The 26124-nt window shown below is 50.4% G+C and carries 18 protein-coding genes; 9 read left to right on the plus strand and 9 right to left on the minus strand.

Translation table 11 applies throughout. The annotated features are described in order from the left end of the window. The first annotated feature begins 104 nt into the window (after nt 1-104). A complete protein-coding gene (locus A10D4_RS08830) occupies nt 105-1103 on the plus strand; it encodes a hypothetical protein (protein WP_008489048.1) in 999 nt (332 codons plus the stop codon). 67 nt (nt 1104-1170) lie between these two features. Here the strand turns inward: A10D4_RS08830 and A10D4_RS08835 are convergent, their stop codons facing one another. From A10D4_RS08835 to A10D4_RS08855, 5 genes are all read right to left on the minus strand, one after another. Next, nucleotides 1171-1662, minus strand: a complete 492-nt coding sequence (locus A10D4_RS08835; protein ID WP_008489049.1) for a MarR family winged helix-turn-helix transcriptional regulator — start codon at nt 1660-1662, stop codon at nt 1171-1173. Between the two features lie 249 nt (nt 1663-1911). Further along, nucleotides 1912-2436, minus strand: coding sequence for a DNA starvation/stationary phase protection protein Dps (dps, locus tag A10D4_RS08840; protein WP_008489050.1), 525 nt, complete (start codon nt 2434-2436; stop codon nt 1912-1914). Nucleotides 2437-2530: 94 nt separating this feature from the next. Next, complete coding sequence (locus A10D4_RS08845; protein ID WP_008489051.1) at nt 2531-3700, minus strand: CsiV family protein; 1170 nt, start codon at nt 3698-3700, stop codon at nt 2531-2533. A 1-nt stretch (nt 3701) separates the two neighbouring features. After that, complete coding sequence (gene mfd / locus A10D4_RS08850) at nt 3702-7208, minus strand: transcription-repair coupling factor (protein ID WP_008489052.1); 3507 nt, start codon at nt 7206-7208, stop codon at nt 3702-3704. A 99-nt stretch (nt 7209-7307) separates the two neighbouring features. Further along, on the minus strand, nt 7308-7991 hold the full coding sequence (locus tag A10D4_RS08855) for a hypothetical protein (protein ID WP_008489053.1): 684 nt from the start codon (nt 7989-7991) through the stop codon (nt 7308-7310). Nucleotides 7992-8108: 117 nt separating this feature from the next. Between A10D4_RS08855 and A10D4_RS08860 the strand changes: the two genes are divergently transcribed. The 3 genes from A10D4_RS08860 to A10D4_RS08870 are packed head-to-tail and all read left to right on the plus strand — an operon-like array spanning nt 8109 to nt 11294. Next, nucleotides 8109-9338: a lipoprotein-releasing ABC transporter permease subunit gene (locus tag A10D4_RS08860; protein WP_008489055.1), complete on the plus strand. Its 1230-nt coding sequence runs from the start codon at nt 8109-8111 to the stop codon at nt 9336-9338. Further along, nucleotides 9331-10050, plus strand: a complete 720-nt coding sequence (lolD, locus tag A10D4_RS08865) for a lipoprotein-releasing ABC transporter ATP-binding protein LolD (RefSeq protein WP_008489057.1) — start codon at nt 9331-9333, stop codon at nt 10048-10050. Before A10D4_RS08860 ends, lolD begins: the two co-directional genes overlap by 8 nt. Then, nucleotides 10047-11294, plus strand: coding sequence for a lipoprotein-releasing ABC transporter permease subunit (locus A10D4_RS08870; protein WP_008489059.1), 1248 nt, complete (start codon nt 10047-10049; stop codon nt 11292-11294). The genes lolD and A10D4_RS08870 overlap by 4 nt, the downstream gene beginning before the upstream one ends. A gap of 39 nt (nt 11295-11333) precedes the next feature. On the opposite strand, the gene A10D4_RS08875 is transcribed toward A10D4_RS08870, so the two are convergent. Further along, on the minus strand, nt 11334-11867 hold the full coding sequence (locus tag A10D4_RS08875) for a DUF2062 domain-containing protein (RefSeq protein WP_008489060.1): 534 nt from the start codon (nt 11865-11867) through the stop codon (nt 11334-11336). Nucleotides 11868-11940: 73 nt separating this feature from the next. Here A10D4_RS08875 and A10D4_RS08880 point away from each other — a divergent pair, with 73 nt between their 5' ends. From A10D4_RS08880 to kdsB, 5 genes are read left to right on the plus strand one after another with little or no spacing between them, the layout of a single operon-like run. Continuing rightward, on the plus strand, nt 11941-14307 hold the full coding sequence (locus A10D4_RS08880) for a DNA internalization-related competence protein ComEC/Rec2 (RefSeq protein ID WP_008489061.1): 2367 nt from the start codon (nt 11941-11943) through the stop codon (nt 14305-14307). Between the two features lie 58 nt (nt 14308-14365). After that, nucleotides 14366-16117 (plus strand): lipid A export permease/ATP-binding protein MsbA, encoded by a 1752-nt coding sequence (msbA, locus tag A10D4_RS08885; RefSeq protein WP_008489062.1) that lies wholly within the window; start codon nt 14366-14368, stop codon nt 16115-16117. Then, a complete protein-coding gene (gene lpxK, locus A10D4_RS08890; protein WP_008489063.1) occupies nt 16114-17109 on the plus strand; it encodes a tetraacyldisaccharide 4'-kinase in 996 nt (331 codons plus the stop codon). Before msbA ends, lpxK begins: the two co-directional genes overlap by 4 nt. Nucleotides 17110-17124: 15 nt before the next feature. After that, nucleotides 17125-17322: a Trm112 family protein gene (locus A10D4_RS08895; RefSeq protein WP_008489065.1), complete on the plus strand. Its 198-nt coding sequence runs from the start codon at nt 17125-17127 to the stop codon at nt 17320-17322. Continuing rightward, on the plus strand, nt 17319-18089 hold the full coding sequence (gene kdsB, locus A10D4_RS08900; protein WP_008489066.1) for a 3-deoxy-manno-octulosonate cytidylyltransferase: 771 nt from the start codon (nt 17319-17321) through the stop codon (nt 18087-18089). Before A10D4_RS08895 ends, kdsB begins: the two co-directional genes overlap by 4 nt. Nucleotides 18090-18190: 101 nt before the next feature. On the opposite strand, the gene A10D4_RS08905 is transcribed toward kdsB, so the two are convergent. From A10D4_RS08905 to A10D4_RS08915, 3 genes are all read right to left on the minus strand, one after another. Continuing rightward, nucleotides 18191-19537 carry a KamA family radical SAM protein gene (locus A10D4_RS08905; protein ID WP_008489067.1) on the minus strand — a complete coding sequence of 449 codons (1347 nt, stop codon included), beginning with the start codon at nt 19535-19537 and terminating at the stop codon, nt 18191-18193. 184 nt (nt 19538-19721) lie between these two features. Next, nucleotides 19722-22802, minus strand: coding sequence for an efflux RND transporter permease subunit (locus A10D4_RS08910; protein ID WP_008489068.1), 3081 nt, complete (start codon nt 22800-22802; stop codon nt 19722-19724). Continuing rightward, nucleotides 22795-26103 (minus strand): efflux RND transporter permease subunit, encoded by a 3309-nt coding sequence (locus A10D4_RS08915; RefSeq protein ID WP_008489069.1) that lies wholly within the window; start codon nt 26101-26103, stop codon nt 22795-22797. Before A10D4_RS08915 ends, A10D4_RS08910 begins: the two co-directional genes overlap by 8 nt. Nucleotides 26104-26124: the final 21 nt, after the last annotated feature.

Consider the following 26124-nt stretch of genomic DNA (forward strand, 5'->3'; position numbering starts at 1 on the left):
TTGCGTCAGCTATGCTAAAACGTTAACAGGCCTAAACAATAACAATAAAATAGGAACTGGCATGGATGACGCTGGTGAAAAGGCGAGTAGCCGGGTGAAGCGACATGGATCATCGTAGTCTGGCGGGTTGCATGTTTGGGCTGCTGACAATCACGTCGGCAGTTGCAGCCGAACCCGCTCAACAAAAAGCTACTGATAATCAACAACAACAGGAAAAAGACGGCGATCAAGCGTGGTTGGATGACTTTCGTAGTGGGTTAAATAACAGTGTTGACGCCACCGCACGTTGGTTAGACGATTTTTTTGGCGATAAACGAAGCTTTGATGATAGCCAAGGCAGTACCGGGCGTCTGTCGGTGGCGCCGCAATGGGACCAATACGACGGTTTCGAAGTCGATACCAGCTTACGCGCGAAAGTCCGTTTGCCGCAGGCTGAGCAACGTTTCAGTGCCTTCTTCGGTAGTGATGGTGAGGACGATTTGCGCGGCCCTTCCAGCGCTAGACGCTCGGTCGTTCGTAGTAGTCGTGACGACGACTGGCTATTGGGGTTTGGTTTTGACCCTTATCTGCATGATGGCAATCCGGTCTCATTCAGTGTCGGTGTGCGTGGCGGTATTCATTTAGACCCTTACACTCGGGCGCGTTATCGCTTCGACTTACCCTTTAACGATAATCATCAATTACGTGCTCGTTCCGATGCATTCTGGCGTGATAGCGACGGCTTTGGCGTCGAGCAATATATTGATATCGAACAGCAGTTTTCTAGCCTCTGGTTGGGGCGCTGGTCGTTACACGGTAAGTTTGCCGAACGCACTAAGGGCCTAGAATGGTACAACGGCTATACCATTTTTTATTTGTACGATGAACAACGCGCAATATCGTCTGAGTTTTGGCTCTACGGGCAAACCGATAACGAGGCTGAAACGCTTAACGATTATGGTTTTCGGGTTAATCACCGGCAGCAGCTTTGGCGTGAGTGGTTCTATATCGAAACGTGGGCAGGGCTACATTGGCCACGTTATGAATTTGAAGACCATCGCTCGGCCAAGTGGATGCTGGGTATCGAGTTTGAACTGCATTTTGGCGCCGATTACTATGATTAACCAGCGCTAAAGTGGATTTATCATATTGGGGCTGTCGCTGGCAGCCCATTGCCGTGACTAATAGCTGTTATTGTGGCTTGTGCGTGCTAGCTTGTTGATAACTGCCGACTTCTAATACCGGTGCAGCTTCCAGTCGCTCGGCATCCATCATCGCCGCGACACGTTGCATCGATGACAACAGCTGCGACTGTTCCCATTCTTCCAACGCACAGAACTTCTCAATAAAATGCTCTTGTAGCGGCTGTGGAGCGTTGTTGAGTAGCGCTTGTCCTGCCTCGGTTAAGTGTAGCGAGACACGCCGCTTATCTTGATTACTACGCTGTCGTTGCAACAGTTGGCGGTGTTCCAAGCGGTCAATGATATTACTGACCGTGGCAGGGCTTAAGTTAATGGTATGCGCGATGTGGCTCGCGGTAATGCCGTCATGAGCGTCAATTTCGCGCATGATCATCAGTTGCGGACCGGTCAGGCCTGAGTGTTTATTTAACTGCTTCGAGTACAAATCAATCGCGCGAATGACTTTGCGCAATGCGAGTAACAGCTCTTCGTATTTTTGCATTGCCTTCACCACCTGCTAAACCTAGCTAACAAGCTTACCCAGTAAGCGTCCGATACTGGCTAATTTAACCAGAAAGTGGGCAAAAGTGAACCGCAAAGTGGTTATCGTGGCAACTATTTGAGGACTAATCGTCGTGCTTACCGCAGTTATGAGACGTCATTATTGCCGTCGACGCCCAGACACTCACTAAAAAAGCAAAAAAAAGCCCGACATTGTGGTCGGGCTTAGTGTTGATAGGTGGCGATTTAACTAACCTTTTAATTGGCCTGACGATGATTCAATGTGCGCTCGCACGAACCATTGGAATTGCTCTAAATCAGCCAATTGGCCGGTTAATATGTCTTCCGACACCGCATCGAGTTCTGCCAATTTCTCGATAGCCTGACGATGGTCAGCGTTAACGCCGTTATAAACTTTATCGAGCGCCGTTAAGTGTTCGCTCACCAAACCTTTACCGACTTCATAGTCTTGCCATGAACGACGTTCGACTAACGCTTTTGGTGTGCCGACTGGGACACCACCCAAAGTCGCAATGCGTTCGGCAACGGTATCGGTCATTTCACGAATGGTCTCTACTTGCGGATCGAGCATCTCGTGCACACCAATAAAGTTAGGGCCAACCACATTCCAATGGATGTGTTTTAACGTCAATTGCAGGTCAATCAGTGCTACCATGCGCTGATCTAATAACTCAATGACCTGTTGTGCAGCCTTATCGCTCATGCCTGGGGCAGTAAAACCTGCGACTTTGCTTGATGGATTACCCTTGCTCATCATTCCTCCTTCCATTGATTTACAACTTGCTCTTAGTGTTACGCAGCAAGCTAAGGAATGGATCTGAATGAGCCCGCAAAGCCGATTCTTGACACTAACGTCTGGCGGATAAATCAGTACGACGAATTTGCACCACAACGCCAAACTTGGGATGGTCAAAGTAGTGCGTTTCGTGACTGATCACACGGCGTAGCTGAGCAAAATGATAAGCGCGTAGGAACCGTTGCTGCGCTGTTTGCCCAGCTAATGCTTGTTCTGCTTGCTCGGCGAGCGTGCCTGCTGCGGGTGTCGCAAAGGCTTCTTCCCGTAAGTTTAAATCACTATCAATATGCAAGTAGTTGCCGACTAGAAAAATATGCATTAAACCGTCTAGCTCCCACACTTGTTGTGGTAAACCAGCGCTACGGTAAGCCGGTTTGGGCGGTAAGGCAGGGCTGTTCAGCGCTGAATTATGTTCGCCCAGAGTAAAGTTCAACTGTTGCTGATCGACGGCACTGAGCAGTTTATCAATACGCTGCATCCGCGTCAGTGGTTGCTCACCGTTTTGCTGAGCCATGGTTGATAAGTTATCGGTATCATCTCGTTGATAACCTAAATAATCATAATCCTCGCTAAAATTGACACCGCCAAACAGTCGAATTTTATTGTTGCTGTTACGATTAAACACCGGTTGCCGCCAAGCGAGGTGCAAAATGGGTTCAGCCTGCCCTGAACGTACCAGCTGCTGCCGCATATCATCGAGTTCTAAGCTATCCGCTGGCAGCAAAAATGGCCCTTGAGCCTGATAGATATCACCGCCGGCACCGTCGATGACAACGTCAGTTTTTGCAAGGCCACGCAGAGCGCTGGGCTTTTCGCCTTGCCATGCGCCAGGTAAAGGCAATAACTCTAACTCATCGTGATAACGGCAGCTCAGTAGTGGCGTTTCTAACATTAACTCGGCCACTTGGCAGTCATCTAAACCAGCCAACAGCGCACGGCGATAGGTATCTTCAAAGTAGGGGCTGAGTAAATCGTCGCTACCACTGATTTTTTGCGGCTGAATGGCGAGTGGAAAGCGTTCGGCAACGGTTTGTCCGATAGTGTGACGAAATACCAGTACTTCAACTTCAAACCAGCGCCAGTTATTGGTGGGCGTTGCTGGTTGGGTCGTCGACGCGGCGCTTTGTGCACTAGCGGTAGCCGGTACTAGTGGCAGTAGCAGCGAACTGGCTGCCACTAGCAACGTTAAACATAACCGTCGGGTAGATATTGTCAGGGTCATATTAATCAGCGTTTCCTTGCCTGTTAGCATCAAACTCGGCTAGCAGTGACTGTATCAGTTTTAAACGAGCTTGAGTATCTTCAACTGCCATTGATAGGCGCAAGCGGTTGGGACCGTCGAGCTTATATCGATTAGGCGCTTGTTGTATGAGTGCAATGATGTGCTGAGGTTCAATTGACGTTTTATCGGCGAACTCAATGGCCCCGCCTTGTCTGCCCATATCAATTTTACGAATACCTAGCGCTTGTGCTTGATTACGAATACGGGTGACTTCGATAAGTTGCTTAGCCGCTTGCGGTAACAACCCGAAGCGGTCGATCATTTCAACTTGCAGCTCATCAAGCTGAGCGTCATCCTCACAACTGGCTATTCGCTTATACAGACTTAGGCGGATGTTCACGTCGGCGATGTAATCGTCCGGCAATAATGCAGCAATCCGCAAATCAACTTCAGCTTTGTGACTTAGCGCACCGTTTAAGGATGGTTCACGTCCTTCGCGCAATGCCGCCACGGCGTCATCTAGCATATCCATATAAAGGGTAAAACCAATCGATTCGATTTGACCACTTTGATCGTCGCCCAGTAATTCGCCCGCGCCGCGAATTTCCAGGTCATGGGTGGCTAACATGAAGCCAGCGCCTAAATCCTCAAGCTGTGAGATCGCTTCCAAGCGCTTGCTGGCATCTTTGCTCAGGCGCTTCGGATGTGGCGTTAATAAATAAGCATATGCTTGATGGTGTGAACGGCCAACGCGGCCACGCAATTGGTGCATCTGTGCTAAACCTAAGTGGTCGGCTCTATCCATAATGATGGTATTAGCACTGGGAATGTCGATGCCGGTTTCAACGATAGTGGTACAGACCAGAACGTTAAAACGTTGATGATAAAAGTCTGACATGATGCGCTCTAGCTCGCGTTCACGCATTTGTCCGTGGGCTACGGTCACCCGTGCCTCGGGAACCAGTTCGGCAATATCCCGCGCTGTCTTATCAATAGTGTCGACATTGTTGTGTAAAAAATAGGCCTGACCGCCACGCAATATCTCGCGCAGAATCGCCTCGCGGATCAGCGCATTATCGTATTCCCGGACAAAAGTTTTGACGGCTAAGCGTTTGGCTGGTGGCGTGGCAATGATAGATAAATCACGAATGTTATTCATCGCCATATTCAGCGTACGTGGGATAGGCGTTGCCGTCAGCGTAAGAATATCGACATTGGCGCGCAGTTTTTTGATGGCATCCTTTTGGCGTACGCCAAAGCGGTGTTCCTCATCGACAATCAGCAAGCCCAAGTCATGACTGACGATATCTTTTTGCAGTAACTTATGCGTACCAATCAAAATATCAATTTTGCCATCGGCTAACTGCGCCAGAATTTGTTGAGTTTGCTTGGCGGTGCGAAAACGCGATAACACCTCAACTTTCACCGGCCAATCGGCAAAGCGGTCTTTAAAGTTTTCGTAATGCTGCTGTGCTAACAGCGTAGTAGGCACCAATACTGCGACCTGCTTGCCGTCGTTAACGGCGACAAAGGCGGCGCGCATGGCGACTTCGGTTTTGCCAAAGCCGACATCGCCACAGACTAGGCGATCCATCGCCCGCGGTGCTTGCATATCGGCAAGGGTGGCTTGAATCGCCTGTTGTTGGTCGGCGGTTTCTTCAAACGGAAAGCTATCGGCAAAGCGTTGGTACTCATTAGCGTCTACGGCAAAGGCATGGCCTTGCTTGACCGCCCGGCGGGCATATATATCCAGTAATTCGGCGGCAACGTCGCGGATTTTCTCGGCAGCACGGCGTTTGGCTTTTTCCCAGCTATCGTTACCCAGTTTATGCAGTGGTGCGCTACTTTGTTCGCCACCGCTATAGCGACTGAGTACGTGTAGGGAGGACACCGGTACATATAGGGTCGAACCGCCTGCATATTCGATGGTGACAAATTCGGTGGTAATGCCGCCAGCATCTAACGTTGTTAATCCCTGGTAACGGCCAACACCATGATCGATATGAACCACCGGTTGGCCTTGTTGTAGCTCGGCTAGGTTGCGTATTAACGTGTCGGCACTGACGCTGGCCTTTTGTTCGCGGCGTCGCCGCTGCGCAACTTTTTGGCCCAGCAACTCGGTTTCGGTAACAACCCAAATGCCTTGTCCTTGTTCGTCATTACCGCTAAAGAATGAGTTAACTACCGCACCAATGGTTAAACCGATACTGGCGTCGGCGTTATAAAAGGCGGAAAAATGTTCGAACTCGGGAGCGCTAATATGGATGCGCGATAAGAGTTCTCTTAAGGTTTCGCGGCGGCCCGCGGTTTCGGCATAAAATAAAATACGCTGGCGCTTAGCAAGACTGCTCTCAATAAATTGCCGCAACGCTTTGAGAGGCTCTTTACTGCGAGTATCGGCGGCGATATCGTCGATGGCCTGAGTGTTAAAACTAATGCTACCGGGTTGCGCCTGTTGCTCGGGTACCATCGCCCGAATACGTTGCAGGCGTTTAAATCCGGCATGTACTTGGTCGGCGGCCAAAAACAGCTCATTGGGTGTCAATAATGGCCGTTGAATATCATAACGGCGTTGCTCGTAGCGATAATTAATATCGTGCCAAAGGCGCTCCAAACTACCTTGAATATTACCAAAGCTGACCAGCAAGGCATCGTTGGGTAAGTAGTCAAACAAGGTGGCGGTGTGCTCAAAAAACAGCGGTAAGTAATACTCAATGCCGGCCGGAAATAAACCTTTGCTGACTTGTTGATAAATTGACTCGGCGGCGTTGTTGGCATCAAAGCGTTCGCGATAATTGGCGCGAAAACGCTCAATCGCAGTCTTATCGGTAGCAAACTCACGAGCTGGTAATAGATTAACGCTGTCGATGGTCTCTTCAGAGCGTTGTGTTTCTGGATCAAAACGTCTGATACTGTCGATTTCGTCATCAAAAAAGTCGATGCGCAGCGGCGTTCGTGAGCCCATCGGAAACAAATCTAAGATCGCGCCGCGAGCGCAGAACTCGCCATGCTCCATGACCTGTTCGACGGCACGGTAGCCAGCGCGTTCTAGTCGCTGGCGTAAGGCAATGCCATCTAAGCGCTGGCCGGTCGCCAACTGCAACGTCTGCCCGGCGACATAATCAACCGGCGACAAACGATGCAACAGCGTGTTCAGCGAGACAATCAGCGCGCCACGGTGAGTTTCAGGCAAGCGTGATAATACCGTTAAGCGCTCCGAGGTAATGTCTTGATGCGGGGAAAAGTTGTCATAAGGAAGCGTTTCCCAATCAGGGAATACCATCACATTGTCGCGTAGGTGTGGTTGATGCGCTAAAAAGCTTTTAATTTCTTGTTCCAGCCGCAGCGCTTGTGGCGTGTCGGCGGTAACCACCAGTAGCATCTGTTGCTGCTGCGCGATGACTTGGGCTAAGGCTAGTGCTGGCGCACTGCCATGCAGGTTTTGCCAGGTGATATCTTGATTAACGGACGGTGCGATTGGCGGCGTAAAAATCGACGCTGTGCTCATTGATACATCTCGTAACGGCATTTAAAGAGGCTATTATAACGAAAAAATGCCGCGAATGGATGCCTTGCCAGCCTCCCGAGCATTCATCGTTAGTCGAACTTATTCTTCGTTATTCAACGGTTGCTCGGTATGCTTGTCATCAACCACTGCATCGCTTTGTTGCAGGCGCTTTTGCTCGGCACGCTGCTTCAGTTGACGCGACTGACTGTGCAAGCTGGCGCGAATGATCAGCTCCTGATCATCTTCACGAATACGAACAAAGGCTAAAGCTGTTTGCGACAGTCCCGCTTCATCGGCGCTTTGGCTATCGAGAACATAGACATAACTGTACAACGCGATAGCGTCTTCTTGAATAAATAGCTTGCAACGGAAAGTGGCACCGACCTGAAGCGGTTTATCGCTATGTACGCGAATACCGCCGGCACCGAAAGCTATACCCTGATATTGCTGCGCAGCATCTTGCTGATGGCGGAGTAAATAGCCCAACATGATATTCAAGCGTTGGCTTTGTTGCTGCACAATATCAAACAGTGGCGCAAGCCGTTCGTTTTCATAGCGTAGCCGGCTGAGCGTGGCTTGGTCCCCTTGCTGCATATCGCTAGCTAAAATAAACACCTCGGGAATATCGTCAATGAACGCATGTGGCGCAGGTACTTGCGCGGCGTTAACGGGTTCAAGCGTGACCGTGAACGGCTGCTGCACCATAAAATATTCGTCAAATTGCTCGCGTAATTGCTGCTCATCAATTGGCGCTTGATTGGACTGCTCGCTAGTTTGCTTCACCTTATGCTTCACCTTGTTCTGTTAAACAGATGCGTTGCTTTGGCTTGTCAGCTCGAACGCAACTGATTATCCTGCTACCCCTACTGTAGCAATTTCCTCTGATAAAGGTAATAAAACATGTTTCAACCAGCGGCGCTTTACATCGGTTTACGCTATAGCCGCGCGCGTCAGGGGTCTGCTTTTACCGCCTTTATCAATCGTTTTGCCTTGATTGGCATCGCCATCGGTGTGTTTGCCTTGGTGGTAATGATGTCGGTGATGAACGGGTTTGAACAGCAACTTAAGCAGCGTATTTTAGGCGTGGTGCCGCAGGTTACTATTAGTACCGCTGCGCAACGCCTCGACAATTGGCAGCAGTTACGTCAGCAACTGCCCGCTAATCGACATATTCAAGCGGCCACGCCATTGGTCAGTGCGCAAGGGGTGGTGCAACATGGCGATCGTCTGCAAGCGGTCGCCATTAACGGTATATATCCACAGTTGCAAAGTGCTGATCCGATTGTGGCGGAAGCGATGGTGGGCGGTCGCATCGATAATTTAAAAGCGGGCGAATACGGCATTGTGATGGGACGTCCGTTAGCGCGCCGCATGAACCTAGCGTTAGGCGACCAAGTGCGTCTGATTGCTGCCGCTGGTGGTGTTTATACGCCATTGGGAATGATGCCAGCGCAACGACGATTTACTTTAGTCGGTTGGTTTGAGCTGGATGCCGAAGTGGATACTCAATTGGTGCTGCTACATGGCGACGATAGCGCACGCTTATTTAGAATGGCGCCGGGCCAGGTCAGTAGTCTACGCTTGTTTCTCGATGATGCGTTTCAAGCTCCCGCGGTCGCCGCGCAATTACGGCAACAATTAGGCGCCGACTATCAGGTGGCTGATTGGCGGCAGCGCTATGGTCGTTTGTTCGATGCTGTCGGCATGGAAAAACGCATGATTTGGCTGATGCTGGCACTGATTATTGCGGTAGCCGCTTTTAATGTGGTGTCGGCGTTGGTAATGGTAATCAACGACAAGCGTCAGGATATCGCCATTTTACAGACCATGGGCATGGCGCCAGCACAGTTGCGCCGGCTATTTTTAGTACAAGGTTCGTTTAACGGCGTGGTGGGCACCTTGTTGGGCTTACTATTAGGATTGATCACCGTGTTTTGGTTGAATGATATTTTGGCGTTTTTAGGGGTTGAAGTCATTCAAGGTAGCCAACAACCGCTACCGATTAAAATTGAGCCGTTACAAGTCTTATTCATCTGCGTTGGTGCGGTGCTACTGACGTTGTTAGCTACTCTCTATCCAGCCGCGCGCGCCGCGCGCATCAAACCGTCTGAGGCGTTACGTTATGACTGATGTTGAGCAGACCAGCCCGTTATTGCGAGGCCGGCAATTAAGTAAAATTTATCAGGACGGCGAAGGTGAAGTGGCGGTATTACGGCAAGTCGATATCGATGTTCAAGCGGGTGAGATGCTGGCTATTGTTGGCTCATCGGGATCTGGCAAAAGTACTTTATTGCACTTATTGGGTGGGCTTGATAACCCGACAGCCGGCGAGGTCTATTTTCAACAGCAAGCGATTTATCAACAGTCGGCCGCTAATATTGCTAAGTGGCGTAATCAGGAACTGGGTTTTATCTATCAATTTCATCATTTATTACCGGAATTCAGTGCGCTAGAGAACGTTGCGATGCCGCAGCTTATCGCCGGTCAAACGCCTGCTCAAGCGTCAACTAGAGCGCGCGAGTTGCTTGAGCAAGTCGGCTTGAGCCATCGCGCCAAGCATCGTCCTAGCCAGCTTTCTGGCGGCGAGCGACAGCGTGTGGCGATTGCGCGGGCACTGGTTAATCAGCCGCAGGTGGTGTTGGCCGATGAGCCGACCGGTAATCTCGATGATCAATCAGCGATCGCCATTTATGAACTCATGCGGTCACTCAATCAACAATTGCGCACAGCATTTGTGGTTGTCACCCATGACCGCGCACTGGCACAGCGCTTAGATCGTATTGAAACTCTGCAACAGGGGCGTCTGTTGGAATTAGCGCCGGTCACCGAGGTAGCGCCATGAGCCTGACTTGGCAACTGGCGCGGCGATTTCGTAAAAGCCGCAGTAAAACCGGCTTTTTGTCTTTCATCTCGGCCTCTTCAACCTTAGGTATAGGCCTCGGCTGTGCGGTATTAATTGCTGCTTTGTCGATGATGAACGGCTTTCAAAAAGCCTTGGAAGAACGGTTACTGCAATTGGTCCCGCAGGTAGAGTTTAGTGCGGTGGAAGGCCCATTAAAGCATGCCGCGCAACTGTTGCAAGTCAGCCGGCAACACCCTCAGGTAGTTGCCGCTGAACCTATCATCAATACCCAAGGTATGATTCAGCGAGGAAGTGAGTTTGTCGGTTTACAATTGACTGGCATCGATTTACAGCAGAATCAGACCGTAACGCAATTGCACCGCTATACCGACCAAGCCAGTTGGCGACGTTTGCAAGAAACCACCCATGGCGTGTTATTAGGACAGGGTTTAGCCGAGCGCTTACAAGTGTCGCCGGGTGATGGTGTCACGCTGTTAACGGCGGCTAAAAGTTCGGCTAAGGGCGCGGCTAATAACTGGCAAGCACCGCGCCGACAGCGGTTAACCGTGGTGGGTACTTTTGCCTTTGGCGGTCAGCTAGATTATCAGCAGGCTTATGTCAGTTTAGCGACGGCGCAACAATTAACCGGACTTGGCGATCAGGTTAGTAGTGTGCGGCTACTCCTCAACGATGCTTACCAAGCGCCAAAAGTCGCGCGTGAATTGGGGCGTCATGTGCAGGACTTTGTCTATTTAGACGACTGGACTCGCAGCCAGGGGCATGTTTACCGCGATATTATGCTGGTCAAGCTCGTCATTTATATTGTCTTGGTGCTGGTGATGGCCGTGGCTTGTTTCAATATTGTCTCAACCTTGGTCATGACGGTGCAAGAAAAGCAGTCACAAATTGCCATACTACGCACCATGGGGATGCAGCGACGAGCGGTTATTCGGGTCTTTATTTGGCAAGGGTTGCAAAATGGCTTGTGGGGAACGGCTGGTGGCGTGCTAGTCGGGGTATTGCTGGCCTGGCAATTACCCAACGTGATTCAGGTTATTGAGCAGGCGCTACAGGTTAAGCTGTTGGCGGCGGATATTTACTTTATTGCACAAATTCCCTCTCAGTTACGCTGGCTAGATGTGCTATTAGTCGCCGCCGTTGCTTTGCTCATGAGCTTACTGGCGACACTTTATCCGGCATGGCGTGCGAGCCAGCTACAACCTGCACAGGCACTACATCGGTAACCCAATAGCGCTCTATCGTTTGCCTGTGCAAGCGATGACTTAGGGTTCCATCAGGTCGTTGCTAGCCGATTGTGGGCGCCGCCGCCATGAGCGCACCACTGACCATCGCCAGAGTAAACGAATGGCGATGTAGCCGAGTAAGCTGCAACTGATAGCCATGACCAAACAACCGATTAAGAATGCCGGGCCAATGCTGCCAATACTTTCAACTAACCACTGCCAAGTGGGAGAAAAAGCAAAATGCTGCGCGGGTTTACCGAGCACTAAAGTGCCGATCACATAACATAAGTAAAATAACGGCGGCATGGTAATCGGGTTGGATACCCAAACCAAAGCAATGGATAGCGGCATATTAACTCGAAATAAAATAGCCAGAGCTGCTGCTAACACCATTTGAAAGGGAATGGGGATAAACGCGCAAAATAAGCCAACGGCAAAAGCCCCCGATGCCGAGCGCCGATTAAGATGCCATAAATTAGCGTCTTGCGTTAAACGACCAAAAAACCGCAGGTTCTTATTGTCCTTAATTTTTTGGTGGTTGGGCATTAATTTTTGAATGAATTTTCTAGCCATTCAACTCACTTCCGGGCAAATCGGGTTCACGCCTGGTGTTGGCTCGGCGACTTAATATGTAGGCCTAACATCGATGGAACGATGCCTGTTAGCTGGGTTAGTGGGTGCTACATTAGCACTTTATTTAGCGACCCAACCCGCTGCACCACAATTATTGGTTTATAGCCTGTCATTATCACTGTCATTAACTGTAATTTCTGCTTGGCTAAAGCGTGCTACTTGGCTAAAGCCTTACAAGCTCAAGTCATGCTGTGCTCGTAAGACAGTACTGCCTCACCATGTCTATTGGCTTATGATGGCCGCACTAATAGGCTTTAGCTATATTCAATGGCAGACGTTGCGAGCGACACCGTTACCCTTGGCGATGCTCAACGCGCAGTCTGCAAGTATAACATTGCTAATTGATGACATCCCAGCAAAAAAGCCGGGTCGTTTAATTATCTACGGACGTTTACAAGATCCGGTTTGCTGGCCGTGGTGGGCAAGTGTGCCGCGCGTACGTTTGACTTGGTATGTTGATCAGCAAAACTTGGCGCAAACTCCTCAAGCAGGGCAGCAATGGCGTTTTAAGGTACGTTTAAAAGCTCCGGATGGTCTGTTTAACCAAGGAGGTTTTAACTATCCTCGTTATCTTTGGCGACATCAAGTTCGTGCACAAGGCAGCATTCGAGAAGGTGTGTTACTGCATCAACCGACGGCCACTAACACGCTCCGACAACGTCTTTATCAACAGTTGCAACAAGCTGATTTAAAGCTGCCGTGGTTGGTTGCAGCGTTAGCCATCGCTTATCGTGGCGATATTGATGACAGTACTTGGACGATATGGCAACGCACCGGGGTTGCACATTTATTAGCGATATCAGGCTTGCATCTGGGATTGGTCGCTATTGGCGTCAGTTATGGCTTGCGATGGTTATTACGACGTTTAAGTGGCCGCCGTCGTGCGGCGCAGGAAGTTAGCCAAGTATGGCGTTACACGCTAATACTGGCATGGTTGATGGGGTGGTTTTACGCTGGCTTAGCCGGGTTTCCGACATCGGTGCTGCGAGCTATGGGGTTATGGACCGTACTGTTTGCTACGCAATTGCTCGGTTTAACCTTCACTCGGGTACGACTCATACTGGTAGTACTTAGCCTATTGTTGCTGCTAGACCCTTGGTTATGGCTCGACAGCGGCTTTTGGTTATCACTGACTGCAGTCATCGCTCTAATGTGGAGTCATTGGCGCTGGCAACAACAGTCATCGAGCGCTAGTTGGCGATGGTTTAAACCGGTGTTGGCCTTGCTACGCGTTGAATTTATTTTATTACTCGGCTTATGGCCTTTGCAGAACAGCTTATTCCATGGGGTATCGCCGCTGGCGCCTTGGATTAATCTGCTTTGGGTGCCGTTATTTAGCTTTTGGTTAGTGCCGTTAGTGTTAATTGGTAGCTTGCTCGCGTTGGCTGGAATACCGCTTGCAGCACAGTTCTGTTGGCAGTTGGCTGAACAACCGATGATTTATCTGCAACCATTGCTAAGTCATGTTGCCGAGCAGCCATGGAGTTGGTGGCCGCTGGCTCAGCAACCGTCGTTGTGGCTGGCCAGTGCTGCGATAGTGGTGCTAGCCATGCCGCTAAACTGGCGTTTGCGTTTAGCGATGTTGACCTTACTTAGCGTCATACAGCTGAGTATCACTTATCGGCGCGAGCGCGATCCTTATCTGCGCCTTCATGTCTTGGATGTGGGGCAAAGTCAGGCTTTGGTGATTGAACGCCAAGGCAAAGCCATGTTGGTCGATACCGGGATTGCTTATGGCTCCGGCTTTAGTATGGCCGCCGCGGTTATCATACCGTTTTTACAACAGCGGCAGTTGCAACCCGAGGTAGCTTGGTTATCGCACCATGATCGCGACCATGCAGGTGGTTACCTACGCTTAACTGAACAATATCCTCAGTTGCGCTGGTCTGGCGACCAGCAACATCCTTGTCAACAAGGGCAGGCGGGTGTTTGGCGCGGAGTACAATGGCAAGTGCTGTGGCCGCAGCAAGCAAAATACCCAGCCGCGAATGATGATTCTTGCGTCTTAGCATTACGCTTCCATCAATTTAAGTTACTGCTACCGGGCGATCTGCTGCGGACAGCAGAACAGCATTTGGTCAAAACTAGACCACAACAACTCGATAGTGACGTGTTGGTGTTACCACACCATGGTAGCCGTAGTTCCTCTAGCCAGGCTTTTCTACGGCAGGTCAAACCGTCCTTAGCACTGCTTAGCCGAGCTGCAAATAATCGTTATGGTTTTCCACACGCCGCCGTATTGCAGCGCTTAGCGGAGCAATCGGTAGTCGTGGCCGATACCGCGCGTTGGGGTCAATTAAGCGTGATCAGCGATGGCTATCGTTGGCAATTGCAGTTGCCTTACGCGAGTCAAACTCGGCGATGGCGTCGGCTAAACTAGCCACACCTGTGACAAAGCAGGTAGAATAGCCGACATCATTAACGTAACGACGTTTTACATGGACGCTACAGAACAAAAACAGCAAGTATTTAAACGCTTGCTCAGCTACATTAAACCTTACCGCGCAGCCTTTATTGGCGCCATTTTAGCAATGATGGGATACGCCGCGGTTGATACTTTATTCTTCTCACAAATCGAGACTCTCATCGACGAAGGTTTTACCGAACAAAATTCCTCGGTGCTATTTTATGCCGGTTTGATCGTGCCAGTGTTCTTTATTGTACGTGGCATCTTGAACATTGCTTCTAACTACTTGCTTAACTGGGTCGGTTTTCGGGTTGTGATGAGCATGCGTCAGCAATTGTTTGAGCACATGATGCGGCTACCGGTTAAGTTTCACGATCAACATTCAACCGGCGATCTGATTTCAAAAATTACTTACGATTCGCAGCAAGTTGCGGAAGCTTGTAGCCGTGCACTACTTGTGTTGGTGCGCGAAGGGGCGTTTGTTATCGGCCTAATTTTTCTGATGTTTTATCAAAGCTGGCAACTATCGTTGGTGTTTTTAGTGATCGGGCCGTTGATTGCCAAGGTGGTGGCCAGCGTGTCTAAGCGTTTTCGCAAGGTCAGTGGTCGAATTCAAGTGGCAATGGGTAATGTCACCAGTACTTCCGAGCAAATGATCAACGGTCACAAAGTGGTTATGATGCACGAAGGGCAGCAGCGTGAAGCCGAGCGTTTTGCCGAAGTGAACAATGTCACCCGTAACCAAAATATGAAGCTGGTGCACACGCGCGCGGTCAGCACCTCGGTGATCCAATTCATTGCCTCGCTAAGCTTAGCCACGGTGTTTATTATTGCTAGCTTTCCGGAAATGCTGCAAACCCTCTCAGCGGGGGCGTTTACGGTGTTGTTGACGTCGATGATCATGTTGTTGCGGCCGTTAAAGCAGTTAACCAGTGTTAACAGTGATTTCCAGCGCGGCGTAGCGGCTGCGCAGAGTATTTTTAACGTGCTCGATGAACAAGCCGAAATCGATAACGGTACTAAAACGATTCAACGGGCAAAAGGTGATATTCGCTTCGAACACGTAAGATTTTGGTATAACGACGATAAAGAGCCCGCTTTAGCCGATGTCTCTTTTGCTGTTGATAGCGGTAAAACACTGGCGTTAGTCGGGCGTTCAGGCAGCGGTAAGTCGACTATTTCTAATTTATTGACCCGTTTTTACGATATTCAGGACGGCGAAATTCTACTCGATGGCGTCGATATTCGTGATTATCAATTAAAGTGTTTACGCCGCCAATTTGCCGTGGTCTCGCAGCATGTCACGTTATTCAATGACAGTATTGCTAACAATATTGCTTATGGCGCTCACAGCGATGTCGGCCCTGAGGATATTCGTCGAGTTGCTGAACAAGCTTATGTAACCGAATTCACCGATAATCTGAGTGAAGGCTTAGACACCATTGTCGGCGAGAATGGCGTGATGCTCTCGGGCGGACAGCGACAACGTATCGCCATCGCTCGGGCGCTATTACGTAACGCACCGATCCTCATTTTAGATGAGGCGACATCAGCATTAGACACCGAGTCTGAACGCCATATTCAAGAAGCGCTTAATGCGCTACGACAAGACCGTACCTCGATTGTCATTGCTCACCGTTTGAGCACCATTGAAAATGCCGATGAGATTTTGGTCATGGATCATGGCCAAGTGGTTGAACGTGGCAGTCACCAAACCCTGATTGAACAGCAGGGCGCTTACTATCAGTTACACAGTTTGCAGTATGGCGGCGTGATGTCATGAAGTGGCTAGAACAAGCTTGGTATCGACCACGTTTAGCGCCATTTTTATATCTATTATTGCCGTTATCGTTATTGTTTTGGTTACTCAGTTCGTTACGCCGTAACCTTTATCGATTGCGTATACTGAAGCCTTATCGAGCGCCGCTGCCGGTGGTGGTGGTTGGTAATATCTCGGTGGGTGGTACCGGTAAGACGCCAGCTGTGCTAGCGATAGTGAAGTCATTACAGTCACAGGGCTGGCAGCCTGCTATTATTAGCCGGGGCTACGGTGGGCAGGGGCCGTTTCCGCAAACCGTCAGTGCCACCAGCGCGGCCAGCGCGGTCGGCGATGAACCCAAACTATTGCAGCGTCGGTCACAAGTGCCGGTAGTCGTTGCTCCAAAACGTCGCCAAGCGATTGAGCATTTACTGCAAGAAACCCCGAACATCGATGTCGTCGTCAGTGATGACGGTCTGCAACATTATGCGCTGTCACGCGACGCCGAAATTATCATTATTGATGCTCAACGCGGTTTGGGTAATGGTTTATTGCTGCCAGCTGGGCCATTACGCGAGCCTGCGGCGCGTTTGAAGCAAGCCGAATGGGTGGTGGCAAACTCTGCGCAGCACCCGTTTGCGCGCTTTGAGATGCAATTGCAAGCGTTGCCATGGCGGCGGGTAAAAGATGACCGCGAAATCGAACTACCGGACGGCGAAGCCGTTATCGCTATCGCGGGCATCGGTAACCCCCAGCGCTTTTTTAATACGCTAAAGCAACAAGGCATCGAGATCGTTGAAACCGGTATTTTTGCCGATCATTATGCCTACAGTCAGGTCGATTTTGAGCGTTTTAATCGTCGTTACCCGATCGTAATGACCGAAAAAGACGCGGCTAAGTGTGCGGGTTTTGCGCCATCTCACTGGTATTATTTGCCGGTCGAGGCGCAATTACCTGACGATTTGTTGACCGAACTAAATACCGCGTTACGGCGTAAATATTCTCATCAAGAGTAAGTACAAGGACTTTTTATGGCCGTTGATAAACAAACATTGGCATTACTGGCGTGCCCTTTATGCAAGGGCAAATTGGTTTGGTATGCCGAAAAACAAGAATTAGTTTGTCGTGGAGACCAATTGGCGTACGCCATTGAAAACGATATTCCGGTGCTCATGGCGAGTAAAGCTCGGCATTTAGATCAGGCCGAACTTGCGCAGGTGCCATCATGAGTTTTACCGTTGTTATTCCGGCACGTTATGGCTCAAGTCGATTACCGGGCAAGCCGTTGGCTGACATCAACGGTAAGTTGATGATCGAACATGTTTATCAGCGGGCGCAAGCTAGCGGCGCCGCTGAAGTGATCGTTGCTACCGATGATCAGCGTGTGTTCGATGCGGTACAGCAGTTTGGTGGGCATGCCATGATGACCGCTAGCGAGCACCAGTCCGGCACCGAGCGTCTAGCCGAAGTGGTCGAACAATTAGCGCTGGCGGAGCAAGAAGTGGTGGTGAACGTACAAGGTGATGAGCCTTTCATTCCGCCGGAAATCATTCGCCAAGTCGCCGATAATCTCGCTAATCAACGTTTGGCACCAATGGCAACCTTGGCTGTGCCGATCAGCAACGACACTGAATTATTTAACCCGCATTGCGTGAAAGTGGTCACCGATGCCGCTGGTTATGCGCTGTATTTCAGTCGGGCACCGATTCCTTGGCAACGTGGCGGGTTTGAGCAGGGCGCCAAGCAACGTGTTTTAGATAGCGACATTTATCGCCGTCACATCGGCATTTATGCTTATCGTGCAGGTTTTATCGGTCGTTATGCTGACTGGTGTGCCAGCCCTATTGAGGGTATTGAGTCGCTGGAACAGTTACGAGTGTTGTGGCATGGCGAACGCATTCATGTCGCCGAGGCTATTTTACCGCCACCGGCAGGCATCGATACGCCTGATGATTTAAGCGATGCTATCCAACTCGCCAAAAGCAGGGGATGGTAGTGAGATAAAACAGTAGGTAGTGAGGAACAAGCTTGCTAGTGACTGATTAAAAAGCCCGGTGAAAACGCTTCACCGGGCTTTTTTAGTGATGTCGATGGCGTTTAATCCATCTGCGACATTTGTGCATACTCGTCTTCGAAAAAGAACTTTTTCTCGCCGAAAGCGGGCTCTAAATGATGCAACCAAGTGGCATCAGGATTGTATTTAGCAAAGAATGGGCGCTGAACCCAGTCGGGGTTACGACCTTGAATAAAGCGCAGTGCAAATACCTTTTCGCCGGCAATCTCGGTCACACCCTGTACTTCGACCTTGCCCGGTCCTGCACTCATTGACGGACCGCGTACGGTACGAGCAATACCCGACACCTGCTTATAGGCGTCACGGAAGATCTCCCAAGTGCGTTCCAGCGGCACCTCAAAGTAACGTTTAGCGCCGGTATCGCGCTCGACAAACATGTAATAGGGCACCATACCCAGTTTCACTTGTTGGTTCCACATTGTCGCCCAAGCGTCGGCATCGTCGTTGATATGGCGTAAAAGCGGTGCCTGACAACGAATTTGTACGCCGGTTTTGCGCAGTCGGCGAATGGCTTCTTGGCAGACGTCGGTACGCATTTCGTGGTGGTGATTAAAGTGCGCCATGATCGAGACGTGCTTGCCAGCGTTGACTAAGCGCTCGAGTAGTGCCAGTAATTGATCGGCATCAGGATCGGTCAAATAACGGTAAGGCCAGAAGGTTAATGACTTAGTACCAATACGAATGGTTTGAACATGCTCAAACTCAGGCTCGGTCAGCTTTTCTAGATACTGTGCCAATTTCCGCGTCCGCATTACCATCGGATCGCCACCGGTAACCAGCAAATCACTGATTTCTTTGTGCGAAGCTAAGTAGCGGTGCAATAGTTCGGCGTCATTAGAGTTGAAGCGCATCGCTTTACCGACAAACTGCGCCCAGCGAAAGCAAAAGGTGCAATAAGAATGGCAATACTGGCCTTGCGAAGGAAAAAATAATACCGTTTCACGGTACTTATGTTGCATACCGGGTAACGGAATACCATCGACATGCGGCACATTCATTTGCATTTGACCGGCTGGATGCGGGTTCATTTCCTCGCGTAATTGTGTCGCCAGATCAAACACATCGTTAGTGCTGTGCTTAGCCGACATCAAATCGGCCATCCGTTGGTAGGCCGACGGGTCGAGCATATCCTTTTGTGGAAAGGTTAGCTGAAATATTGGATCGTTAGGAACGTTTTCCCAGTCAATTAACTCGTTAAAGACGTATTCGTTGACACGAAAGGGTAGTACATTGGCGACCACTTTCATTTCAAAGCGCATGTCGTCGGGTACACGTTGCAAAGCCTCGATTTTATCTAACTGACGATGCTGATAAACCTTAAACTTGCGTGGCATTATTTCCGGCGGCTGTACGTTAATAACTTGCTGCATAGGCTCTAACTCACCTTTAAATCGCGTTGCTGGCTGTGCGTTGATCGACCAAGAAGCTCACCATTAGGTTGTATTCTAATCAATCAACAATACTCAGCGGACTGAGAATAAAGCGCCGCATTATAACGGAGTTAAGATCAAATTTCAGTCAGTTTACGGACATTCGCCGGAATTAATCGATTGACTACATACTATTTCCCTGGTCGGCAGCGTGCAATATCCGGCTGACCTGACGACGGCTACGCTGCTGTAGCTGCCGCCAACCATCACGCCAGGCAATTAAACGCACATAACTATGCGGTACTAAATATAAACTGGTGATGGTTGAAAATAACAAACCGCCGATAATGGAGATCGCCATGGGAGCGTAAGGAGGGCCGTCACCCCCCATTTGAGTGCTACCAAAAGCCAGCGGCAGCAGCCCCAATATGGTGGTCGCGACAGTCATCAGAATCGGTCTTAGTCGGCTGGCACAACCCTCTATGACAGCCTCGTGCAGGGTCATACCCTCCTGTTGCAGCTGATTGATTCGGTCGACCAGCACAATGCCGTTATTCACCACTATGCCCATTAGTATTAAAATCCCAATCATCGCCATAATTGACATTGATTCACCGCTTAACATCAAGGCCCAGAAGACGCCGGTGGCCGAGAGCATTAACGAGCTTAAAACCGCGGTAGGCAGCAGTACGGATTCGAATAGCGCCGCCATCACAATATAAATCATGCAAAGTGCCAGTAACATATTCACCTGCATGACATTTTCGGCTTCGTGTTGACGTTTAAAGGCGCCGTCTAAACTCCAACGATAGCCGCTGGGTAGTTGCAGTTGTGATAGCACCTCGGTAATCGCTTGGCGGGCGTCAGCTAGTGGCATATCGCCACGGTTAGCACCAATGCTGATTGAGGTTTGTCGATCTAAGCGGCGGATCTCGCCGAGTCTGGGAGCGACCACAAAATTAGCTACGGTTGCTAAAGTAATCACTTGCTGTTGCTGGTCGATGACTAGCCCTTGCAGGCGTCGTAATGAGCTTTCAAAATCTTTATCCAGTGCGACATAAATATCAATTTCACCATTAGCATCGGCTCGATATGAACGTAAACGCTGGCCTCGTAAAGCGGTGCCGACTTGGGCTGCAACCGTGGCACTGCTCAAGCCTAACCGGTGTACTTGCTGGCGGTTGATATGAATTTGTAGTTCCTTTTGCGCGCTTGCCATTTCTGAGCGCACATCGGTTAAACCATCAATACCGGCTAGCATTGCTTCCACTGTACTACTGAGTTGCTGTAAGACATCGGTCGATGGACCACTTAGCGTGACTTGCACATTACCGTTACTGCCGCCGTTAAAGCCAAACTGTGGCTTACTGCGCGATAATGCTGGAAAGCCCTCGCGAATTCGTTCCATCAGCTGCGCCACGGGTTCACGCATAGGCTCGACCAAAATCACGGTAGAAGTGGCTTCGGTACTGTTGTAGTAGCTATACACCGAGTCGATGCCGAAATCTTGTTGGTGAGCATATAGGTATTGCTCCATACGTGTCACCTCGGCCTCGACGTCAGCCAAACGATATTGTCCTTGTAAGCGATAGTCGATGAATAGCCGATTGTTAAAAGCACCATTATCTTGATCGCCGCTAACAAACTGCAGCGGGATAACGATGCTGCCGAACAAGAGTAAGCCCAGAAGGGTAGTGACTTTGCGGTGGCGCTGGGTCCACGCCAAACTGCGCCGATACCAGCGATGTTGTGCTGGTGCTTGCTGGGTGTTGGTTTGACGCTGTTTGAGTAAGCGTGTGGCCAGTAGCGGAATAAGCGTTTGCGATAGTATGAGCGAGGCTAGCAGCGAAATACAAATCGCCACCGCGACGTGCTCTAAAAAGATAGTCACGTCGATTTTTTCACCGACAATGTTAGGCAAAAATACAATGGCTGTCGTCAACGTGCCCGCAATAACCGCCATCGCGACTTTGCTAATACCGCGTTGTGTGGCTTGCTCACCGTCGTAACCCTGGTCGCGTTCGTACTGAATACTTTCGGTGACGACCACCGCGTTATCAACCAACATACCTACCGCTAGCATTAAGCCCATCAAGGATAGAATATTGAGGCTATAACCGAGCAGGTACATCATGCCGAGCGTAATGAAAATCGCAATCGGCACGCTGGTGACAACGATGAGGGTCGTGGTGATGTTACGCAAAAATGCATACAGCACGACAAAAGACAGTAATGCACCGAGTAAGCCGGCGTTTAACAAATCGCTAAGCGATGTCGTGACACCGTTTGCCAAGTCATCCATCACATACAAATTAATCCCGTTAAATTGCGGATCGTTGCGGACCTCGTCAATGACAGCCATCACCCGTTGCGAGACGTCGACTAAATTGGCGTTAGACTCTTTAAACACGTTCATACCGATGGCGAAAGTCTGGTCAAGATGACGGCCTTCAATCGCGCGCGGACTTTCCATGCTGACCTCGGCGATGTCTGCCAGTCGCAGTTGCGAGCCGATTGGCAGCTGCCGAATATCATTCAGCGAGCGAAATTCGCCAACCGGATTGACCCGGATCTTATCGCGTTCGGTGCGCACATAGCCGGCACTTTTGGCAAAGTTACTGGCGCGTAGTAGGGCAACGATAGTATCGCTATTCAAGCCGTGACTGATCAGTTTTTCGTGTTGCAAGCGGATCATGATCTGTGGTTTTTGCACACCATATAGAATAGCGCTGGAAACACCGGCGACTCGTTCAATCGGTTTACGCAGGCTACGATCGAGTAAATCGTAGGCGTAACGCAGATCGCGGTTACTAGAAATACGTAATTGAAAAATGGGTAAATCATTGGTGTTGAATTGGAACACATGCACCCGCTCTAAGTCGTCGGGTAGCAGGTGTCGCACGCTATCGATCTTCTCTCGTGCTTCAATACTCTTGGCATTGATGGCGGCATCCCAGTCAAATTGAATACTGATATTGCTGCCATTCTCGGTCGAACTAGAACGTATCTCGCGGATCCCTGAAATAGTGGCTAAACCCTCCTCCAGTGGGCGTGTGATCAAGCGCTCCACTTCGGCGGGTGTGGAATTAGGATAGGGGGTTTGCACCATGATTTCGGGAATTTCGATACCCGGAAACTTTTCCAGCGGCAGTAAACGGCTGGCAATAGCGCCGAGTAGCAAAAACGACAGCACCAGCATGAGGGTGGTCACCGGCCGCGCCAACGCCGCCTGCGCTAGGCGCGCGGCAAAATTGCTGCTAGTCATGGCTCACTCCTTGAGGATGCATTGAGGGTGCTGAATTACTGTCGCTTTTACGGTCAGCCAGCAGATATAAAGCGGGAATTAAAAATAACGTCAATAAGGTCGCAAACAGCAAGCCACTGATGACTGTAATTGCCATCGGCGTCCGAATTTCGGCACCGTCACCGCCGCCAATGGCTAGTGGTAACAAACCCAGTACAGTGGTAAGCGTCGTCATCAAAATCGGCCGTAGGCGACTCGCTGCCGATTGGTAAACGGCTTGCCAGCGCGATTCGCCTTGTTGGCGCAATTGATTAATACGGTCGACCAACACGATGGCGTTGTTTACCACAATACCGGCGAGCATGATCAGGCCGATAAATACGATGATACTGAGCGGGGTGTTGGTTAACACTAAGCCGAGTATCGAGCCTGCTGCGGCTAAGGGTACGGTGAATAGAATCAACAATGGGTGTAACAGTGATTCGAACTGTGACGCCATCACCAAATAAACCAAAAATACCGCTAGCGCTAGTGCAAACTTAAGTGAGCGGAACGACTGCTGCATTTCTTCGTTTTGGCCAGCGATGCTCGCTTTTACGGTGCTCGGTAGGGTCAACTGTTGAAGTAATTGCTCGGTCGCACTGGCGGCTGCTGCCAAGTCACCATAATTTAAGTTGGCTTCGACAATCGCGGTACGTTGCTGGCCGATGCGGGTAATTTCGCTGGGGCCGTTGATAACACGAATATCAGCCACCGCTGCCAAACTGATTTCTTGTGCTTGACCGGGGTTAATGATCAATCGTTGCATATCGGCGACGCTATCGCGGTTCTCTGCTTGACTGCGTACCAATACATCAATTTTTCTATCGCGTAAGTTGTATTGGGTCGCCACGTTACCGCCGACTTGACTGGCAACGACATCCGCCACCGCTGGCGCGGTAAGACCATAAGCGGCAAGGCGATCATGGTCAAAGTAAATCGCAATTTCGGGTTGGCCGGCGGTCATATTAACGCGAATGTCGCTGAAACGTTTGTTATCGGCTAGCGCATTGGCTAATTGATTGGCGCTCTGTTGCAAGCTAGCGAGATGATAACCGCGCAGTTCAACCACTAACGGACTACTGAAGCTAAATAGCTCGGGTGTACCAAACTTTACCATCACGCCGGGTAAGCGTTGTGCCTGCTGGCGCAGTTGCTCGATAACTTGCTGTTGTTGTTCAGCGCTGCTTGAATCGGCCATCACGACGTTTAAGCGCCCCCAATAATCACCACCTTGCGCCGGTGATGCATTTAACAAACTCCCGGTACCCGCCACCGCGTAGCTGCGGGCAACGGCTGGATTGTCATCTAGGCTGGCGCTAAGTTGCTGTAATACTTGGTCGGTGCGGGTAATGGCCGCACCTGGTTGCAGGGTGACTTCGGCGTAGAACTCACCCTGACTCATGGCTGGGATCAAGCTGACCTGCAAACGTGGTAGCAGGGCAAAGCTGAGACTGGCGAGCACAGCCACCGTTAGCAAGGTTAACCAAGGCCGCAGCAGGGCACCGCGTAATGCAGTCAGATAACCGCTTTCGACGGCTTGGTAGCCGCGATTAAAGATCGCCAATAGTGGCTTACTTAGCCACAAGAAGGCGTGTGCGAATAGACGCCAGATGAGGGTCAAGAACATGGTCACAGCCATCGGCAACCATTGTGTTAAAAAGCGCCAAGGTGCTAGCAAGATAGCGCTGATCAGGCGGCCTGCGCGCTGTCTTGTCGTGACCGTGCTGTGGTCGCTGATGGCGCTGCTGGTATTAGCTTGGCGATCAGCTGTGACATCTGCTGGTGCTTGGCTATTGTCGGCCTGGCGTTGTCGAGCCGATAGCATCGGAATGACACTAATCGCGACCAGCAACGATGCGGCAAGCGCAAAGGTGACGGTCAGTGCTTGATCACGAAATAATTGTCCGGCTAAACCATCGACAAACACTAACGGAAAAAATACCGCCATGGTGGTTAGGGTGGAGGCGATGATAGCGCTGGTTACTTGTTGTGTGCCTACTGCCGAGGCGCTAGTGGCGTCGCTGCCTTGTTGCCGTTGACGGGCAATATTTTCTAGGACCACGATGGCGTTATCAACTAACATACCGACGGCTAAGGCGATGCCGCCTAACGACATGATGTTGAGGCTAATGTTGTTGGCGTACATTAAATTGAAGGTCGCGATTATCGAAATCGGGATCGCCAAGGAGATCACGATCGTCGGCCACACCCGCTGTAAAAAAAGGTAAATAATTAGCATGGCAAGGATGCCGCCAGAAATCGCAGCGGCTTTAACTTCGCTGATGGCATCATCGATAAACAGCGATTGGTCATAAATATTGGTCAAGCGATAGCCATCGGGGAGCTCATCGGTTAACTGACTTAGACGTGTCTTAATGGCTTTAGCGACGGCAACGGTATTGGCATCGCCTTCTTTATAGAACGATATTTCGACGGTTTCAGCACCGTCGACGCGAGTGATCGCGTCGCGCTCTTTGTAGCCATCGCGTATGTCGGCGATATCTTGCAAGCGAATATGTCGGTCATCGCGGCTGGCTATGTAGATATTGGCGATATCGTCTAACGATTGAAACTGGTTCAGGGTGCGAACTAAAAACTCTTGCCGTTGGGTTTCGATACGGCCACCCGACAGGTTGATGTTTTCATCTTTTAAGCGTTGGTTGATTAGGCTGTAGGGGATTTGTAGCTGGCTAATGCGGCGATTATCGACCAATACCTGAATTTCATCTTCTAAGCCGCCACCCAAGCGCACCGATGCGACACCCTCAATGGATTCGAGCTGGCGCTTTAGCTGTTCGTCAGCGTAACGGCGTAAGCGTTTTAGTTGGTCGGCGGTTAAACTGTCGTCTGCGCTACTCAGTGCGCTTCGAAAAATCGGATCTAGCGCTGGGTTAAAGCGCAAAATCAAGGCGTTATCGGCGTCTAACGGCAGCTCTACGGTATCCAGCTTCTCACGGACGTCCAAACTGGCCATGTCCATATTGGTGCCCCAGGCAAATTCCAACAACACATCCGATTGTTCGGCGCGTGAAATCGATTTGACACGACGGATGCCTTGTACGGTGCCGATAGCTTCTTCAATCGGTTTGCTAACCAGTTGCTCGACTTCTGCCGGGGCGGCGCCTGGGTAGTCGGTGCGAATGGTCAGCGTGGGGTAAGATAAGTTCGGTAATAAATTGACGGCTAAGCGCGATAGCGCCACCATGCCGAACAACATTACTGCCAATGTGACCATGGCGATGGTAACCGGGCGCTTAACCGCCAATGCTGCAATACTCATGAGCGTCTTTCCTTGCTGCTA

It is taken from the genome of Idiomarina xiamenensis 10-D-4 (genome assembly GCF_000299895.1).
Lineage (GTDB): Bacteria > Pseudomonadota > Gammaproteobacteria > Enterobacterales > Alteromonadaceae > Idiomarina > Idiomarina xiamenensis.

Coding starts and splice junctions, on each gene's coding strand:
- A10D4_RS08880 (WP_008489061.1), top strand. CDS start 11,941: ATGGAACGATGCCTGTTAGCTGGGTTAGTGGGTGCTACATTAGCACTT.
- A10D4_RS08875 (WP_008489060.1), bottom strand. CDS start 11,867: ATGGCTAGAAAATTCATTCAAAAATTAATGCCCAACCACCAAAAAATT.
- msbA (WP_008489062.1), top strand. CDS start 14,366: ATGGACGCTACAGAACAAAAACAGCAAGTATTTAAACGCTTGCTCAGC.
- kdsB (WP_008489066.1), top strand. CDS start 17,319: ATGAGTTTTACCGTTGTTATTCCGGCACGTTATGGCTCAAGTCGATTA.
- A10D4_RS08835 (WP_008489049.1), bottom strand. CDS start 1,662: ATGCAAAAATACGAAGAGCTGTTACTCGCATTGCGCAAAGTCATTCGC.
- lpxK (WP_008489063.1), top strand. CDS start 16,114: ATGAAGTGGCTAGAACAAGCTTGGTATCGACCACGTTTAGCGCCATTT.
- A10D4_RS08895 (WP_008489065.1), top strand. CDS start 17,125: ATGGCCGTTGATAAACAAACATTGGCATTACTGGCGTGCCCTTTATGC.
- dps (WP_008489050.1), bottom strand. CDS start 2,436: ATGAGCAAGGGTAATCCATCAAGCAAAGTCGCAGGTTTTACTGCCCCA.
- A10D4_RS08870 (WP_008489059.1), top strand. CDS start 10,047: ATGAGCCTGACTTGGCAACTGGCGCGGCGATTTCGTAAAAGCCGCAGT.
- A10D4_RS08860 (WP_008489055.1), top strand. CDS start 8,109: ATGTTTCAACCAGCGGCGCTTTACATCGGTTTACGCTATAGCCGCGCG.
- A10D4_RS08905 (WP_008489067.1), bottom strand. CDS start 19,537: ATGCAGCAAGTTATTAACGTACAGCCGCCGGAAATAATGCCACGCAAG.
- A10D4_RS08910 (WP_008489068.1), bottom strand. CDS start 22,802: ATGACTAGCAGCAATTTTGCCGCGCGCCTAGCGCAGGCGGCGTTGGCG.
- A10D4_RS08845 (WP_008489051.1), bottom strand. CDS start 3,700: ATGACCCTGACAATATCTACCCGACGGTTATGTTTAACGTTGCTAGTG.
- A10D4_RS08915 (WP_008489069.1), bottom strand. CDS start 26,103: ATGAGTATTGCAGCATTGGCGGTTAAGCGCCCGGTTACCATCGCCATG.
- lolD (WP_008489057.1), top strand. CDS start 9,331: ATGACTGATGTTGAGCAGACCAGCCCGTTATTGCGAGGCCGGCAATTA.
- A10D4_RS08830 (WP_008489048.1), top strand. CDS start 105: ATGGATCATCGTAGTCTGGCGGGTTGCATGTTTGGGCTGCTGACAATC.
- mfd (WP_008489052.1), bottom strand. CDS start 7,208: ATGAGCACAGCGTCGATTTTTACGCCGCCAATCGCACCGTCCGTTAAT.